At 35.1% G+C, this 16,928-nt stretch carries 15 protein-coding genes; 6 read left to right on the top strand and 9 right to left on the bottom strand.

The genetic code is table 11. The features are described from left to right. Positions 1–33: 33 nt before the first annotated feature. The 3 genes from KO515_RS05685 to KO515_RS05675 all read right to left on the bottom strand — a co-directional run bounded on the left by KO515_RS05685 (position 34) and on the right by KO515_RS05675 (position 2,263). A complete protein-coding gene (locus KO515_RS05685) occupies positions 34–714 on the bottom strand; it encodes a TIGR04282 family arsenosugar biosynthesis glycosyltransferase (RefSeq protein ID WP_215935402.1) in 681 nt (226 codons plus the stop codon). A 70-nt stretch (positions 715–784) separates the two neighbouring features. Continuing rightward, positions 785–1,846, bottom strand: a complete 1,062-nt coding sequence (gene arsS, locus KO515_RS05680) for an arsenosugar biosynthesis radical SAM (seleno)protein ArsS (protein ID WP_215935401.1) — start codon at positions 1,844–1,846, stop codon at positions 785–787. An 81-nt stretch (positions 1,847–1,927) separates the two neighbouring features. After that, positions 1,928–2,263: an arsenosugar biosynthesis-associated peroxidase-like protein gene (locus tag KO515_RS05675; protein WP_020895861.1), complete on the bottom strand. Its 336-nt coding sequence runs from the start codon at positions 2,261–2,263 to the stop codon at positions 1,928–1,930. Between the two features lie 174 nt (positions 2,264–2,437). Here KO515_RS05675 and xdhC point away from each other — a divergent pair, with 174 nt between their 5' ends. The 6 genes from xdhC to KO515_RS05645 all read left to right on the top strand — a co-directional run bounded on the left by xdhC (position 2,438) and on the right by KO515_RS05645 (position 8,206). Next, positions 2,438–3,220, top strand: coding sequence for a xanthine dehydrogenase accessory protein XdhC (xdhC, locus tag KO515_RS05670; RefSeq protein ID WP_215935400.1), 783 nt, complete (start codon positions 2,438–2,440; stop codon positions 3,218–3,220). A 30-nt stretch (positions 3,221–3,250) separates the two neighbouring features. Beyond that, positions 3,251–4,258, top strand: coding sequence for a hypothetical protein (locus KO515_RS05665; RefSeq protein ID WP_215935399.1), 1,008 nt, complete (start codon positions 3,251–3,253; stop codon positions 4,256–4,258). Next, a complete protein-coding gene (locus tag KO515_RS05660) occupies positions 4,255–4,740 on the top strand; it encodes a nucleoside-triphosphatase (protein WP_215935398.1) in 486 nt (161 codons plus the stop codon). The genes KO515_RS05665 and KO515_RS05660 overlap by 4 nt, the downstream gene beginning before the upstream one ends. A 231-nt stretch (positions 4,741–4,971) precedes the next feature. Beyond that, positions 4,972–6,210 carry a M20 family metallo-hydrolase gene (locus KO515_RS05655; RefSeq protein ID WP_215935397.1) on the top strand — a complete coding sequence of 413 codons (1,239 nt, stop codon included), beginning with the start codon at positions 4,972–4,974 and terminating at the stop codon, positions 6,208–6,210. A gap of 7 nt (positions 6,211–6,217) precedes the next feature. Next, the gene (gene allE, locus KO515_RS05650) at positions 6,218–6,979 is read left to right on the top strand and encodes a (S)-ureidoglycine aminohydrolase (protein ID WP_215935396.1); all 762 of its coding nucleotides are present in this window, start codon (positions 6,218–6,220) and stop codon (positions 6,977–6,979) included. 6 nt (positions 6,980–6,985) lie between these two features. Continuing rightward, positions 6,986–8,206: a M20 family metallo-hydrolase gene (locus tag KO515_RS05645; RefSeq protein WP_215935395.1), complete on the top strand. Its 1,221-nt coding sequence runs from the start codon at positions 6,986–6,988 to the stop codon at positions 8,204–8,206. Positions 8,207–8,289: 83 nt separating this feature from the next. Here KO515_RS05645 and KO515_RS05640 read toward each other — a convergent pair whose 3' ends face one another. From KO515_RS05640 to KO515_RS05615, 6 genes are read right to left on the bottom strand one after another with little or no spacing between them, the layout of a single operon-like run. Next, on the bottom strand, positions 8,290–9,402 hold the full coding sequence (locus KO515_RS05640) for a pyridoxal-phosphate-dependent aminotransferase family protein (RefSeq protein ID WP_215935394.1): 1,113 nt from the start codon (positions 9,400–9,402) through the stop codon (positions 8,290–8,292). Positions 9,403–9,445: 43 nt separating this feature from the next. Further along, complete coding sequence (gene uraD / locus KO515_RS05635; protein ID WP_215935393.1) at positions 9,446–10,315, bottom strand: 2-oxo-4-hydroxy-4-carboxy-5-ureidoimidazoline decarboxylase; 870 nt, start codon at positions 10,313–10,315, stop codon at positions 9,446–9,448. A gap of 5 nt (positions 10,316–10,320) precedes the next feature. Further along, complete coding sequence (locus tag KO515_RS05630; protein WP_215935392.1) at positions 10,321–11,724, bottom strand: urate hydroxylase PuuD; 1,404 nt, start codon at positions 11,722–11,724, stop codon at positions 10,321–10,323. Next, positions 11,717–13,063: an allantoinase AllB gene (allB, locus tag KO515_RS05625; protein ID WP_215935391.1), complete on the bottom strand. Its 1,347-nt coding sequence runs from the start codon at positions 13,061–13,063 to the stop codon at positions 11,717–11,719. The genes KO515_RS05630 and allB overlap by 8 nt, the downstream gene beginning before the upstream one ends. Before the next feature lie 6 nt (positions 13,064–13,069). After that, on the bottom strand, positions 13,070–15,391 hold the full coding sequence (locus tag KO515_RS05620) for a xanthine dehydrogenase molybdopterin binding subunit (RefSeq protein WP_215935390.1): 2,322 nt from the start codon (positions 15,389–15,391) through the stop codon (positions 13,070–13,072). After that, positions 15,384–16,793 carry an FAD binding domain-containing protein gene (locus KO515_RS05615; RefSeq protein ID WP_215935389.1) on the bottom strand — a complete coding sequence of 470 codons (1,410 nt, stop codon included), beginning with the start codon at positions 16,791–16,793 and terminating at the stop codon, positions 15,384–15,386. Before KO515_RS05615 ends, KO515_RS05620 begins: the two co-directional genes overlap by 8 nt. Between the last annotated feature and the right edge of the window lie 135 nt (positions 16,794–16,928).

The following is a 16,928-nucleotide window of genomic DNA, read 5'->3' as shown; positions in this document are numbered from 1 at the left end:
ATCTTTAGGTCTTAATGACATTAAAACCCAATTTTAAATATGAAGTAAGGCAGGTGAGCCTTTATTGTAGTGTTTGTTGAAAACGGTTCTACCATGAAAAACAGAGGCGACTATTGCAATTGTTTTTAATTTTTTTAGAATTTTTAAAAGCAGTTTTCTAATATTGAAATCTAAAGATTTAAAACTTTTTAAGACCAATTCTATATCTGAAGTGTCATCAATATCTGTTAGCGTTTCTAAATAAGAAACACTTTCGTTTTGTTGTTGTAATTCTTGATGTAAACAACGTCTTAATTTAGACGTTTGCCAAGGTAAATTTTGGATGTCTGTTTTACTAAAATGTGCTTTTTTGAAACCCATTAAATAGAATCCTCCATCGCTTGAAGGTCCTAAAACATAATCTGAATTCTCTAATTTATCTTTAGCTTTTAAAATAAGATTAGCGGTAAGGTTGGGAATGTCATTACCAAGTGTAATCACATTTTGAAACCCTTTATTAAAAACGGTTTCAATAGCGTTGGTAAAACGCTCGCCAAATGAATGTCCTATTTGTTCTTTTTCAGAAATATGAAAATAGGGTAAACCCGCTTTTTTTACTGTTTTTACAGTATCAGAATCAAGCAAATTAAAGAAGTCAGAAGAAGCAACTGATTTTGACGTCAATTGTTTTTCTGCTGAATTTGCAAAGATTAATATGGCGGTTTTGTTATTCATTGGTTATTCCTGCTAAAGCAGAAATTTTAATTTATTTTAATCTGAGATTCCTGCTTTCGCAGGAATTGGTTTAAGCTACAACCCCTTGACAGCTACTTCCTGCACCAGCAGTACAGCCATAGCAATGTTGGGAAATAACGATGTTTCGTCCTTCTAATAATTCTTCGTTAAATTCAGATATGTGTCTTGATTTACTATTTACGGGTAACTCTAACATCTGATTAAAATCACAATCAAATAAATAACCATCCCAACTAATAGAAATAGTATTGGTACACATCACATTTTCTACAGCAGCCGGATTATAAGCTTCGACCAAAGAATACATATAATCTTCATAGTTTTCTGAAGCGATTAAATAATCTAAGAATCTAGCAATTGGTAAATTAGTAATGGCAAATAGATTATGAAATTCAATTCCAAAATCTTCCATTAAGGCCTTTTTAAAATCCTTTTCCATAGCAGCTTGGTCACCTGGTAAAAAAGCGCCTGACGGATTGTAAACTAAATCTAGTTTTAAATCGCTTCCTGGCATGCCGTAACCAACAGCATTTAATTCTTGCAACGCTTTAATAGATTTATCAAAAACACCATCACCACGTTGTTTATCTGTTTTTCCACGCGTCCAGTGTGGCATAGAACTTACCACATGTACATTGTGTTTTTTAAAGAATTCTGGCAAGTCATAATATTTTTTGTTGGCTCTAATAATGGTCAAGTTAGAACGCACGATGAAATCTTTAATTCCCGCTTTGGCAGCTTCTTCTACAAACCATCTAAAATCAGGATTCATTTCTGGTGCCCCACCAGTTAAATCTAGCGTGTGCGCACCTGAATTTTTTATGACTTCAAGACATTGTCTCATGGTATCTCTAGTCATTATTTCTTTTCGGTCCGGACCAGCATCTACATGGCAATGGTCGCAAACTTGGTTACACATATAACCAACGTTAATTTGTAAAATTTCTAGTTTTTTAGCCTTAAGTGGAAATTGACTTGTTTCAGAAATTTTATCCTTGAAAGTTGGTAATTCACCACTTTTAAAGATACCGTTTGAAAGTATTTCGAGTTGTCTATTACTTTGCGCTAAGTCGCTGCCTTGTTTTTTTAGTGATTTTGTTGCTGTCGCCATTAATCTATTTCGGGTTTTGAATGCTTGCTCATTAATTGAGTGCTGATTTTTCCCCTTTGGGGAAATTAAAAGGGGCTTCTTTTACCCATCTAATTTGTTCACTTTATTCATCATTTGTACACCATGTACTAAAGTGGCTCCGCTTTTTATAGCTGCACCAACATGTATGGCTTCCATCATTTGTTCTTTAGTAATCCCACGTTGAAGCGTATCTTTTGTATAAGCGTCGATACAATATGGACACTGTTCTGTATGCGCTACTGCTAAAGCTATGAGTGATTTTTCACGAGCAGTAAGGGCGCCTTCTTCAAAAACTTTTCCGTAATAATCGAAGAATTTTGTTCCTAATTCTTCACTCCATTCGGTTATTTTTCCAAATTTGCGTAAATCCGCAGCGTCGTAATATGGTTTTGACATAATATTTCATTTGATTTTGAAAAATCAATATAATGATTAAGTCGAAGTTAAATTGTAAAGATTACAGAAAATTTTAAAAGTTTGATTGCTATTAAAAGGTTTGACTCTAGTTTTAGAGGATAATACCATTTATATCAAAAAAACCTTACTTTTAAATTCTCTTTTTTATTAGAAATGCAAAACTGGATTGAATTACTTTCTGAATTTAAACAAAAGCAAATACCTGTTGCCTTTATAACGGTGACCAAGTGTTTAGGATCAACTCCTTGTGTGGTGGGTTCGCGTATGCTCGTGACTGAGGGTAAAGATATCCATGGGACGGTAGGAGGAGGGAAACTTGAATTTAAAGCCATAGACGAAGCTATCGTTGCTTTAAAAGAAAATAGAATTATTGAATCTACGTATACCTTAGGACCCGAATTTGAACAGTGTTGTGGCGGAAAAGTGGAATTTATTATAGAACCTATGAATCAATCACCAGAATTATTTTTATTTGGAGCAGGACATATCGGTGTTGAAATCACAAAATTATTAGTCGATACACCTTTTAAAGTAAACCTTATAGATTCACGACAAGATTGGTTTTCTAACTTAGAATTAGACGAAAGTATTACAACGCATCAAACCAATGAAACCAATTTTAAAACTTTTAAAGATGCTGTAAAATGGGGACCTAATTGTTATGTTTTAGTATTGACACATAATCATGCCATCGATTTTGATTTGATAACTATGGCATTACAAAACGAAACTAAATTTTTAGGACTAATAGGAAGCAAAACAAAAAAAGTGCGATTCAATAATATGTTGATTAATGAGATGCATATTCCTGAAGGAATGACAAATGTGGTGTGTCCAATAGGTTTAGACATTGGAGGAGATACACCAAAGGAAATTGCGATTAGCGTGGTGGCTCAATTGCTTCAAGTGCATTATAAAGACACCGTTGAGAATTAAAAAAGATTCCCGTTTTTACGGGGAGTATGCATGAAAAACAACAAATCCATCATAGAAAAACTAACAGCACTTTGGGCTTTAAACGAGTCGGGTTTAGGTGGTTTTTTACACGTATTTAATTCTCCATTTACAGGATTAATTGTTGGAGGTGTCTCTATTTTACTGATTAGTTTAATAGCCTATTATGCCGAAAATAAATGGCAAGCCATCTTAAAAGCCTTGGTGATTGTATTGATTATAAAAATGGCCGTGAGTCCATATTCACCTTTCGGAGCTTATGTAGCTGTTAGTTTTCAAGCTATTCTCGGAGCCGTTTTGTTTTCTAACTTTTCATGGAAAGGTATCACTTTGATGGTCTTAGGAATGGTGACATTTCTAGAGTCTGCGCTTCAAAAATTAATAATACTGACCATTGTATATGGCACAGAATTATGGGAGGCCGTTAATATTTATGGTGCTTGGGTGCAGAGTAAACTTAATTTTATGTTTAGCACATCAACAACATCATTTTTAGTGACATTATATTTATTAGTCTATGGGGTTTGTGGTGTTTTGGCAGGAGTCTTTATTAAAAATGTTATTGGAATTATTGCCAATAAAACCGAAGCGGACTTTTACCTAGAATTAGATTCTGCAACCTCTGAGAATCACAAGAAAAAAGTAGCCTTTAAAACTAAAGTCATTTGGGTTTGGCTGGTTACGATTGCGATTATAGTTTTAGCTTTTTCAATATTTGGAGGTCCACTTTTTGGATGGGAAAAAGCCATTTATATTGTCTTGAGAAGTTTCTTAATTTTAATGCTTTGGTATGTCGTGATTGGCCCTTTCTTATTGAAAGTAGTTCAGAAGTTTCTTCGAAAAAAGGAGTCTAAATATCAAGAAGATATTAGCAATGCGATGGATTTGTTTCCTTATTTCCGACAGATAATTTCATATACTTGGAAAGATACCAAACACCTCAAAGGGTATACGCGGTTCAAATATTTTATGGCCAATGGCATTTCTAATTGTATTCATTTTAAAGTGCCTTCGGAATGATTTATATTCTTACAGGAGAGATTCGATCAGGTAAAACAACAACTTTATCGAAGTGGTGTAAGAACCGAAATGATGTTGATGGTTTGTTATGTCCAGATAATGCCGAAGGAAAACGTTATTTTCTAGAGGTAAAATCTAAGAATGAATTTGAACTTGAAACGGAACTCGACACTGAAGATATTATTAAAATAGGAAACTTTAAATTTTTGAAATCTGCTTTTGATAAAGCGAATGAATTTTTAATTTCTGCGGATTCCGAAACTAAGACGACATATCTCATTATAGATGAACTTGGAAAGCTTGAATTAAGGAATGAAGGTTTGCATTGGTCAGCAGAGAGATTGATTCCTAATTGTTTAAATGATAAAAACAAGCATCTCATTCTTGTAGTTAGAAATTATTTGGTTGAAGCCATTGTGAAACACTATTCAATCACAGAATATCGGATTCTCACAAAAGTAAATCTAGAAAACCTGAATTAGTCTTGTAAGATCTCCAAAACCTTGTAGATGTGAAAAGTCGATTTATACCTACAAGGTTATAATTAAACCTTTCTACATCTTACCATCTCATTAGTTACGCTATGATGAGGTTAACGTTTACCAAAATTAATTGTCATTGAAGCATAAAAAAGCCCTTCCAAGAAATCTACATTTTAGTTTGTATCTATTTTGAATAACAGTATTTTTATAAATTGAATCTCTCAGACCTAAATGAATATTAGAACAGAACGAATTACAAAACGATTAGAGCAATTGTCCTTAATCAGCGATGACGATAAGTGTTTATCTCGCTTTTTTGGAACACCTGCACATAATGAAGCCAAGAACCTATTAATGTCTTGGATGAAAGCAGCAGGTTTACATGTGTTTTGCGATAGTTTAGGCAATGTAAGAGGGGTGTTAAAAAGCAACCAACAAAATGCAAAACACTTTGTTATTGGTTCGCATTACGATACGGTTTATAACGCAGGTAATTTTGATGGCCCGTTAGGGATTATACTCGGAATTGAAATAGCACAACGATTAAAAGAAAACAACACAGAATTACCTTTTCATTTAAATATTGTTTGTTTTTCGGATGAAGAAGGTTCACGATTTAATACGGCTTATCTAGGAAGTAGTGTTTTGGCTGGTAATTTTGATACGGATTGGTTGCTAAGAACAGATGATTGCAACGTGACGTTATCTGAAGCCATAGAAACATATTACGGAAATGTAGAAGCCATTTCTAATGATAAAATTCCTGAAGGAGACTGGTTAGGTTATTATGAAATTCATATTGAACAAGGACCTGTTTTGTGTAAAGAAAATTTACCAATCTGTTTGGTTAGCAATATTGCGAGTCAAATTAGAGTAGAGGTAACTTGGGAAGGCATAAGTGCACATGCTGGCACCTCACCAATGTATTTAAGAGATGACGCGCTTTGTGCAGCTTCAGAATTTATTTTAGAAGTAGAAAAAACCGGGAAAAAGCATCAAGAGAAATTGGTAGGTACTGTCGGGAAAATGAATATGTTGTCTAATACATCTAATGTCATTCCTGCTTTTGTGTGTCATAGTCTGGATATCAGAAGTGCGGATTCCGACTTTTTAATCGAAATACAAGACCAACTTCAACATAAAGCTATAGAGATTTCTAAAAAAAGAAATATCAAACTGAGTTGGAAAGTCATGCAAATGAATCCGGCTGTGATTTGTGATAATCATTTAAAAGACTTGCTTAGAAAAAGTATTAAAAAAGTGGGCATTGATAAACCCATAGAAATCACAAGTGGAGCAGGTCATGATGCGGTTATGATATCCAAAGTTGCACCAGTTTCTATGTTATTTGTGCGTTGTACAGATGGAATTAGCCATAATCCAGAAGAATATGCGAGCCCAGAAGATATAGAAGTCGCTCTAAAAGTTTCAGATCAATTTTTGGACGAACTAATTAAAGAATTTAATTAAAATAGTTATGAGTAAAATAAAACTAACAGCCTTATCAAGGTCAGTTGTAGAATCTGATCATGCTGTGATAACAGGCGATGGATTTGTAAATAGTAAAGTTCCTGGTTGGGATAATTGTGAAGTTAATGTGGTAATTAACGAAGCCATGGGAGCCAATTTTTGTCAGCTTTTAATAACCATGGAAGCCTCAGGACAATTGAAAGGCAGCACTAAAGACTCACAAATTTTCTTCTATGTTTTAGAAGGTTCATGTGACGTAACGGTTGAAAATCAAAACGAAAATCTCAAAAAAGGATCTTATGTTTATGTACCAATAGGAAAAGATTATCTGTTTTCTAAAGCTGAAGCAGGTACGAAACTATTAACTTTTCATAAAGTTTATGAACCGTTAGAAGGCTTTCCTGTTCCGGAAATTATAATTAATTCCGATTCAAAAATTGAACAAAACATCTATTGTGATGATCCTAATTTGTTGATGCAAAATTTATTGCCAGAACAAGATAATTTGTCTTGGGATATGGCGGTGAATATTTTTACCTATAATCCTGGAGCCAATCTTCCATTTGTTGAAACGCACATTATGGAGCATGGCTTAATTTATTTAGAAGGTCAAGGGATTTACCGATTAGCAGATAAATGGTATCCTATTAAAAAAGGAGATAGCATTTGGATGGCACCCTATTGTCCACAATGGTTTGGTGCTTTAGGAACAGAACCAGCCGTCTATATTTATTATAAAAATGTGAACCGATTTCCAACAACAATATAAATAACTATGAATAGAATACACCAAGAGCTCAATACTTTAGCACGCTTTTCATCAAGCGAATTTCCATCGGTGACCAGAGTTTTATATACGCAAGAAGATTTAGACGCGCGTGATTATTTTATAGGCTTGTGTGAAGAGATTGGTTTAAAGGTTAGAGTTGATGCCATAGGAAATACATATGCACGTTGGGAAGGCACAGCACCAGAATTAGCACCTGTAGGAACAGGTTCTCATATCGATGCCATTCCATTATCTGGACAATATGATGGAACCGTTGGTGTTTTTGGTGGTTTGGAAGCTATTAGGTATTTAAAAAGTTTAGATTATAAACCAAAACGCTCTATAGAATTGGTGTTGTTTACTGCAGAAGAACCAACACGTTTTGCCATTGGTTGTTTGGGAAGCAGAATGATGTCTGGACAATTAACACCCGAACAAGCCTTAAAGCTTAAAGATAAAGAAGGTGGGTTTTTTAATGACATAAGAGAAGCAGCAGGATTTAAAGGCGATTTAAATGAGGTGAAACTGTCTGAAGATTACTATCACGCCTTTATAGAATTACATATTGAACAGGGCCCACGTTTAGAAAAAGATAACTTAGATATTGGTATAGTAGATAAGATTGCAGCACCAAGTACATTGATTGTAAAATTGATAGGCGAAGGTGGTCATGCAGGAGCTGTGCTAATGCCGATTAGAAAAGATGCTGGTGTCGCAGGAGCTGAAATTATGATGGCTGTTGAACGCATTGCAAAAGATTCGGAAAGTGAAGATACTGTGGCAACGACTGGAATTTTTGATATTCTTCCACGTGCAGTCAATAGTATTCCCAAAGAAGCATACTTAGAAATAGATTTACGGGATACAAATATTAAAACTAGAGACAAAACTCTTGCAGATTTAAAACAAGAAATCGCTGAAATTTGCGAGAAGCGACATATTAAATATTCAATAGAATTATTGAATTGCGATCCACCTGCCACTTGTGATGAGAATTTAGTGCATACAGCGGAAAAAGCAGCCAAAGGTTTAGGGTATTCAACGAAAGTGATGACGAGTCATGCTTATCATGATTCTTTGTTTATGGCACAATTGTTTCCAACAACCATGATTTTTATTCCTAGTAAAGATGGAGTAAGTCATCGTCCAGATGAATACAGTTCACCTCAAGAAATAGATAAAGGAGTGCAAACTTTAGCTTTAACGTTAAAAAACGTTGCTAGCTAAAAAACAATTTATAATGTCAGTTTGAGCGCAATTAAAAATCTAGAATTCATTTTCAATTGCGCTCATTATGACAAAATATGTTACTAAAGTATTTCTTTTAAAGCACCAATTAGCATATTTACATGGTTATGCGTACAACTTTCACCCATAATTCCAATACGCCAAATTTTACCTGCAAAATCACCAAGTCCACCACCAACTTCAATATTAAAGTCGTTTAATAGTTTGGTTCTCAAAGCAGCTTCATCTGTTACGCTTTCTGGTAAATAAACAGAATTTAAGTTAGGTAAACGATGTGCTTTGTCCACTAAATATTTAAAGCCTAGAGCTTCTAATTCTTGTTGTAAATAATCATGCACCTCATAATGTCTTTTCCATCGGTTTTCTAAGCCTTCTTCCATTACTAAATTTAACGCTTCATGTAAAGCAAAAACGGCAGAAACAGGAGCTGTATGATGATAGGCTCTTTTAGCTCCAGCCCAATAATTTTTAACGAGATTTAAGTCTAAAAACCAACTTTGAACTTTGGTCTTTCTATTTTCAAGAACTTCAACTGCTCTTGGAGAAAAGCTAACAGGAGATAATCCAGGAGGCGCACTTAAGTTTTTTTGTGAGCCTGTGTAAATGGCATCAATTCCCCATTCATCAACTTTTAAGGGCACACCACAATAAGAGGTTACAGCATCAACGACTAATAGCGAATCAACAGCATGCACAAGTTTACTAATCTCTTCTAACGGTTGTAAAGCACCAGTTGAGGTTTCAGCATGTACTAAAGCTACCAATTTTGGTTTCGGGCAGTCTTTTAAAGCGTCTTTTATTTGTTGCTCAGAAGTGACTTTTCCCCAAGGAGTGATTACTTTATGTACAGTGGCTCCACAACGTTCTGCAATTTCTGCCATACGTCCACCAAACACACCGTTGATGCAAATAATACATTCGTCACCAGGTTCTAATAAATTGGCTAAACAGGTTTCCATGCCTGCACTTCCAGGAGCTGAAACTACAAATGTTAGATTGTTTTGCGTTAAAAAGGTTTTTTGAACCATATCCTTAACTTGATCCATCATGGTTACAAAATGTGGATCTAAATGACCAATTAAAGGAGATGCCATAGCTTTTAAAACTCTAGGATGTGCATCGGATGGTCCAGGACCCATTAAGTAACGCTTTGGTGGATTAAATGTATATGCCATAATATTGTATTTTTAAATTAATGTTTTTATCTAGTGTGATTAATTAACTTCCTTTATATGTTGAATAACCATAAGGGTTAATTAATAATGGTACGTGATAATGGTTTGTATCTGTCACTTCAAATTGAATTGAAACTTCAGGATAAAACCCTTTTTGATTACTGTTTTTAAAATAGTTTGCTGTGTCAAAGAGCATCGTGTAATGTCCAGGTGTTAAAAGTTGACCAGGAGGCAACACATCTGAAATCCTACCATCGTTATTCGTAATGCCAACACTCATTGGTTTCCATTGATTGTTACGTAAACCTTTTAGAGTTATCAGCATATGTTTTGCAGGAATTCCTAAAGAGGTATCTAAAGCATGCGTGGTTAAATGACTACTTAAATCTGCGTTTTCAGCAAGATTTTCAATGAGTTTTACTAATCGAATTACGGTAATTTTATGCTGCTCATTCATAGCGACATAAATTTCATCGGCTTCGTCATGATTCAACCTACAATTGATAATCGCTAACATTTCTTCTGCCGATTTTCCACTAGCGCTCACTATAAAAATATAACCGAATTTAGCTTCGTATGCATCATTGGCTTTGGCTAAAGCTTCAATAGTATCTGTATTAGCTTCTGCAACTTTAGCTTGTTCGTTTCCTGCCCAATTTGCGGTATGAGCGAATTTGGCTTTTAAACTTTCTATATTTCCAATTTTCGGATGGCCAGTAAAGGCTTCTTTAAAATCGTCTAATGCACAATCGTTATACCATATTGATGCGGCTTTTGTGATCAATTCACTTTCCGTCGCAAAAGGTCTACTTGCAAGCATACCATTCACCCAAGTTTTGGAAACACAGCATTGCTCTAATTTAGAAAATGCTTCCTCATTAGAAAGTGAATTAAGTTGGTCTATTGTTATCATATGCTTTATTTTGGTGCTCCTTGATTGATCCAACAATTAATCATATCGCGTTCTTCTTGGGTCATTCCTGTTTGATTATTATTAAAAGGCATGTTTTTACTTACTACGACGCGTTGAAAAATTTTATCTTTTAAATTATAAATCTGTTCAGCCGTATCATATTTCACGCCATTTGGTGCAACTTTCCATATCGCATCTATTGGATTTGAAGAATGGCAAACTGTACATCTATTATTAATAATGGTTTGAACGTCTATAAACGAAACCATTTCTTGGCAGTTTTCATATTTTGGAGGTGTAGGTGCCGTCATAAACGCCATCCCAAATAAAAGTAATACAGAAATTGGCATTACCCAAATAGAAAGCTGTCCTTTTTCGCGTAAATTGAGATAGTGTTTAACTCCTGCTGTTCCCAAAGTAATACCAATAAGAACAATCCATTGGTAGGTATTTCCAAACGTACTCGGAAAATGATTGCTAATCATCACAAACAACACAGGAAGTGTAAAATAATTATTAGTGTACGATCGTAATCCAGCTGCTTTTCCATCTGCAGGATCTGGAAGCAAGCCTTTCTTTGCTGCAGCGACCATACGTTTTTGCCCAGGAATTATAATGAAAAAAACATTGGCAGCCATTAAAGTTCCTAGAAAAGCACCAAAGTGAATATAAGCCGCTCTCCCACTAAAAACTTGAGCATAAAACCAAGCAAATAAAAATACCAAAACTGTTATTGCCATGGTAAAAACGACTTTATTATTGCTTAAACGTTTGCAAATTTGGTCATATAATATCCAGCCAATTATTAATGAAGCTACGCTAATAGTAATAGCTGTTACAGGCAAAATATCTAAAACTTCAGGATCTATTAAATACGAGCTGGCATTAAAATAATAGACGATTGAAAGCAGACAAAACCCAGAAAGCCAAGTAAAATAAGCTTCATATTTAAACCAATGCAGATGCTTCGGGATTTTTTTTGGTGCTAATTTGTATTTTTCTACATAGTAAAATCCACCACCATGAACGGCCCAAAGGTTACCTGCTAATTCATCTCTTACATTTTCAGTTCTGTTTAAGGCATTCTCTAAAAACACAAAATAGAATGAAGCTCCAATCCAAGCAATTCCGAAAGTGATGTGAATTAAGCGAACCGTTAAATTTAGCCATTCAAAAAAATGACTTTCGTAAATAGTGCCTTTCAAAAAAAGATATAAAACACCAATACCACATATAGAAGCGATAACAATTAAAGCGTAAAACCAATTTTGAGATGTTTGTAAGACTTCTGCTTTTTCATCCTTGCCTTTAGCTTTAAAATCACTGATGAGATTCTGAATTTTGTAGGTGCCAGCAACTATAATTATAAAAATAGTAAGCCAAGTTAATAATATTAATATTTTAATCATATATCCTCTTAAGTAGTAATTGTCCTTGTTGAAGCGTCTTTAATTTTGAGTCTTCAACTACTTGAACACCATTCACAAATGTATGCATTACTTTTCCAATGAGCTTTTCATTCATATATGGTGTTGCTTTATGCTTGTGTTGTATAGTGCCTTCTAAAATAGGAATTTCTAAAGTGTCATCCCAAACTGTAATATCAGCATCAAAGCCTGCGATTAAAGCACCTTTTTTATCATTAATTCCTAAAAATTCTGCTGGTTGCTTTGTTAGCAATGAAATGAGTTTTTCTGTTGGTAATCCTCTTTTTTTACCTTCAGAAAACAATATAGGAAGTGTAAACTGCAATCCTGATATGCCTCCCCAAGCTTTAAAGAAATCTCCACTTTCTAATTGTTTACGTTCAGGTGGAGCAGGTGAGTGGTCTGAGGCTAAAAAGTTAAAACCATCGTCTAATAAAAAGTCCCAAAGTTGGTCATTGTTAGCTTTTTCTCTAATGGGTGGAGCACATTTGAAAATGGGTGACTCATCCGGAATGGTTTCTGCATTAAAATATAAATAATGCGGACAGGTTTCTACAGTCAGTTTATTGGTTTCTTTTTTACGCAGTTTAATGCGCTCAATACCTTCTGAAGCCGAAAGATGAACAATATGCACTTTAATATCAAAGGCTTTTTGAAGCTCTAAAGCTAAATCAATAGCATTAGTTTCCCAATGTTGAGGTCTTGATTCTAAATACTCTTGATAATTTTTAGGATTTGTCACTTCAGGAACATCATCGTCAGTTAATTCACAATGAAGCAATAAAGGGATATCATATTGTTTTAGAATAGGCGCAATAGCTTCCAAATCTAGTTTTGAAACATTAGGAAATTCATCAATTCCCGAATGGGATAGAAAACCTTTAATTCCAAAAACACCCGCTTTTATTAAATCTTCAATATCCTTTTTGTTTGTTGGAATAACACCACCATAAAATCCGCAATTCACATGAAGCTTACCTTTAGAAGCGTCTTGTTTTAATTTAAATGATTTGATGTTTGTAGTAACTGGACTTGCATTTAATGGCATTTCAATTAGCGTAGTCACACCTCCAACAGCTGCCGCTTTTGTAGCTGTATCAAAACCTTCCCAATCTTCGCGACCAGGTTCATTAATATGCACGTGCGTATCAATAATACCAGGCATGACGATGAGATTCTGATAGTCTAAAAACGGAATGTTTTCAACTTGATGATATCCTCCATTTATACGATTAATTTTCCCATGTTTTACATGAATTGTAGCTTCTTTAAATACATCATCTAAAAAGCATCGCTTACTATATATAAGACATTCTTCCATGGCTTTTTAACTGTATAAACTCATTAAGACTTTTTCAGGAGTCATTGGAGCGTGAAACTTTAAATCATAGTTGGGATTAAAGGCTTTTATGGCATTTTGAAGTGCAAAATAAGCACCAATGCCATACATTAAAGGCGGTTCGCCAACGGCTTTTGATTTTAAAATAGCTAATTCATGTCCTTTGGTTTCCACAGGAATCACTTCCACGCTTTTTGGTACAGAAAAAATATCTGGTATTTTGTAAGTGGAAAGCGCGTTCGAGAGTAATTTACCTTCATCATTATAAGCAATTTCTTCCATAGTCATCCAACCCATACCTTGAATTAATGCACCTTCAACCTGACCTAAATCAATCCCTTCACTCATGCTTTTGCCATAATCATGAACGATTTTTACAGAATCAAATTCGTAAGTCCCACGCGTGCAATCTATAGTTGTCGTTGTAATCGCTGTACCATAAACATGATAAGCAAAAGGATGCCCTTTTTCCTTCGTTTTATCAAAGTGAATTTCTGGTGTGGCGTAATGTGCATTTTCAGTTAAAGCGACACGCTCTAACATAGCCATGCTTATCAGATGCTTCCATTCTACATCTGTTTTTTCGTTATTCATGTAAACGAATTCGTCTTTTAATACAATGGCTTCAGGTGTCACTTTCAAGTAGGCAGCTGCCACGTTTTTGAGACGTTCCAATAAAGCATTACATGCCATTAGAGTGGCCTTTCCGTTTAAATCGGCTGTAGAACTCGCAGCAGAAGGTGAGGTGTTGGCCACTCTTGTGGTGTTGGTAGTTTCAATCTTAATGTGTTCTATAGAAACCGAGAAAATATCAGCTGCAATTTGCATCATTTTTGTGTTTACTCCTTGTCCCATTTCTACAGCAGCAGTACTAATACCAATACTTCCATCTAAATAAATATGAACCAAAGCACGTGCATGATTCATTGGTGTATTGGTAAACGAAATACCAAAAGTAATGGGCATAAACGATACCCCTTTTTTAAACGCTGTATTGTTTTTGTTGAAGTCTGAAACCTCTTGTTCTAAAGCGTCACTATTAAATATGTTTTTAGCAGAATGCCATGTGTTTTTAGCTTCTACTTTTTTTGCTATTTGTCCATAGGAAAACGTGTCATTTTCATCTAACAAATTGGCTTCTTGAATTTGTCTTGCAGAAACACCAATTTCAGAAGCAGCTTTTGCAATCGCAGACTCAATAACAAACATACCTTGTGGTCCACCAAAACCTCTAAAGGCTGTATTTGGTGGTAAATTGGTTTTACAACTCAATACTTTGGTTGTTACGTTTGGCACATAATAACTGTTGGTGGCATGAAACAACGTACGCTCAGCAATGGCTGGCGATAAATCGGCTGCTGCTCCAGAGTTTTGTAAAAATTCAGTTTGGTAGGCTAGGATTTTTAATTCTTTAGAAAGTCCAATTTTATAAGTGCTTTCATATGGATGACGTTTACCTGTCATGCGTAAATCATCATGCCGATTCAGTATCAATTTTACCGATTGGTTTAAATGATACGTCGCCAAAGCAGCCATAACTGCCCAAGGAGTTGCTTGGTCTTCTTTTCCTCCAAATCCGCCACCAAGTCGTGTGACATCGACTTCAATTTTATGCATAGCAATACCTAAAACTTGTGCAATTGTTTTCTGTACAGAAGTTGGTCCTTGTGTAGAAGACGTCACTTTTATATTGCCATTTTCTAAAGGTTCTGCGTAAGCACCTTGTGCTTCGATGTATAAATGTTCTTGACCGTTGGAAAAGGTGTCGCCTTCAAAAACGTACTCACAATCTGTAAATGCTTTTTCTGTATCTCCTAAACTAAAAGAACGTGGTGCATTAATAAAACTACCTTTTGCTTTCGCTTCTTTTGCTGTGGTTATTACTGGCAGTTCTTCAATGTCTATTTCGATTAAATCTCGAGCTTTTCTGGCAATAAATTCTGATTCTGCAATAATTAGCGCAATTGGCATGCCCCAAAAATGGACCTCGTGTTCTGCAAATAAAGGTTCGTCTGGAATAATGCCGCCAATTTCGTTTTTACCAGGAACATCTTTGTACGTGAAGATGCGTTCCACACCATCTAATGCTTCCGCTTTTGAGTAATCGATACTTTTAATCTTTCCATGTGCTTTTGGTGAATCGAAAACCACCGCGTGAAAGGTGCCTTGCCTAATATTAACATCATCTACATACAAAGATTCACCTCTAACATGTGTGTAAGAATCTAAGTTTTTAATGCTCTGTTTTAATGATTTTGAAACCGCATCTAACTTCGTGTCTAAGACTTTATTTTCTTTGTTCTTATGCATGTTGAATAAAATCGTTTAGGGTGAAATGCTTTGGAAACAACTCCGTGAAATGCGCGAAAAATAATTGTCTAGCAAGCAATCGTTTGTAATCTGTTGTGCCTCTAACATCGCTAATTGGACTGATTTCTTTTTGAAGTATCTCGTTAGCTTTCAATATCGTTTCTGTAGTCAGTGGTTGCCCTGTTAAAAAAGCGGAAGTCTCATGTAAATACTTTGGAATAGCAGCAACACCACCAATTGAAACGTGAGCTTCTGTAATGGTGTCGTTTTCAACAGACAACTGAATGGCAGAATTGACACTTGCAATATCTAAATGGGTACGTTTACACACTTTTTCAAAATTGAAAAATGACTGTTTTGTTGGTAATTTAAAGGTGATGTCTTTTAGTAGTTCACCCTCATTTAAATCGAAGGTTTTGTATCCTTGGTAGAAATTTTTAAGCTCGCGAGTTCGTTCTTTTTGATTTTCATTTGAAATGGTTATCTCACTATTTAAAGCTAAAAAGAAAATCGTCATATCACCAATTGGTGAGGCGTTAACCAAATTACCACCAAAGGAAGCCATATTTCTAATTTGCTCAGAAGAGACTAGTTTGAGCTGCTTCTTTAAATTTGGGAAATAAGTGTTCAGTGCCTTGTGATTCCATAAATCGGAAACGGTTGAGTTGGTTCCGATGGTACAAATGCCGTTTTCAATGCTAATGCCTTTTAGATACTCTTTTTCAGCAATTAGATGCACGTCATTATCCGCTAAATGATCTGCTTTTTGGACGTATAAATCCGTACCTCCAGAAACAAATTTTCCTTTAGATTGATTTAGATATTTTCCTTCGATGTCTTTTAAACGTTCTGGAATGCTTTCGAAATACTCAGGGATAAAGTCATTGTCAATTAACCATTTGGAAGACTTTTCTTCTTGATTCTCTAGTTTTTCAACCACTTGATGTGCCGCTTTTTCGATCGCTTTATAACCTGTGCATCTGCAAATATTGCCGCTAATGGCATTTAGTGCATTCTCGTAATTATTTTCTGAATTCGATAATGCAAAACCTGTTAAAGCGACGACGAAACCTGGTGTGCAAAATCCGCATTGCGTCGCGTAATTTGCTTTCATGGCTTCTTGAGCAGAGGTTAGCTTGCCTTTTAGATTTGTGCCTTCAACCGTTACAATATGTTTGCCGTGTGCATTTCCTAATGGTGAAATACATGAGGTGATGCTTTTATATTCTACGGTGTTGTGTTTTAGTGTGCCAACTAATAATGTGCAAGCACCACAATCACCTTCACGGCATCCAATTTTTGTGCCTGTAAGACGTTGTTGGTAACGTACAAAATCCAATAGCGTCATACCTGAATGATCTGACGTTTTAATGGTTTTGTTATTTAGGATGAAGGTGATCATGTTAATGATTTCAATTATAAATAAATTAAAAATGAAACGATAGCGTCACTTCGAGTGAAATTCTTTTTTTGGAATTTTTTATCGAGAAGCTATGAAATACTTAAGGTTCTCGATACATTTCGACCCAAAAGTCGA

It is taken from the genome of Winogradskyella psychrotolerans (assembly GCF_018860545.1).
GTDB classification, from domain to species: Bacteria; Bacteroidota; Bacteroidia; order Flavobacteriales; family Flavobacteriaceae; genus Winogradskyella; species Winogradskyella psychrotolerans_A.
The sequence above is the reverse complement of the archived record's forward strand: the minus strand, read 5'-3'. Positions and strand labels throughout refer to the sequence as shown.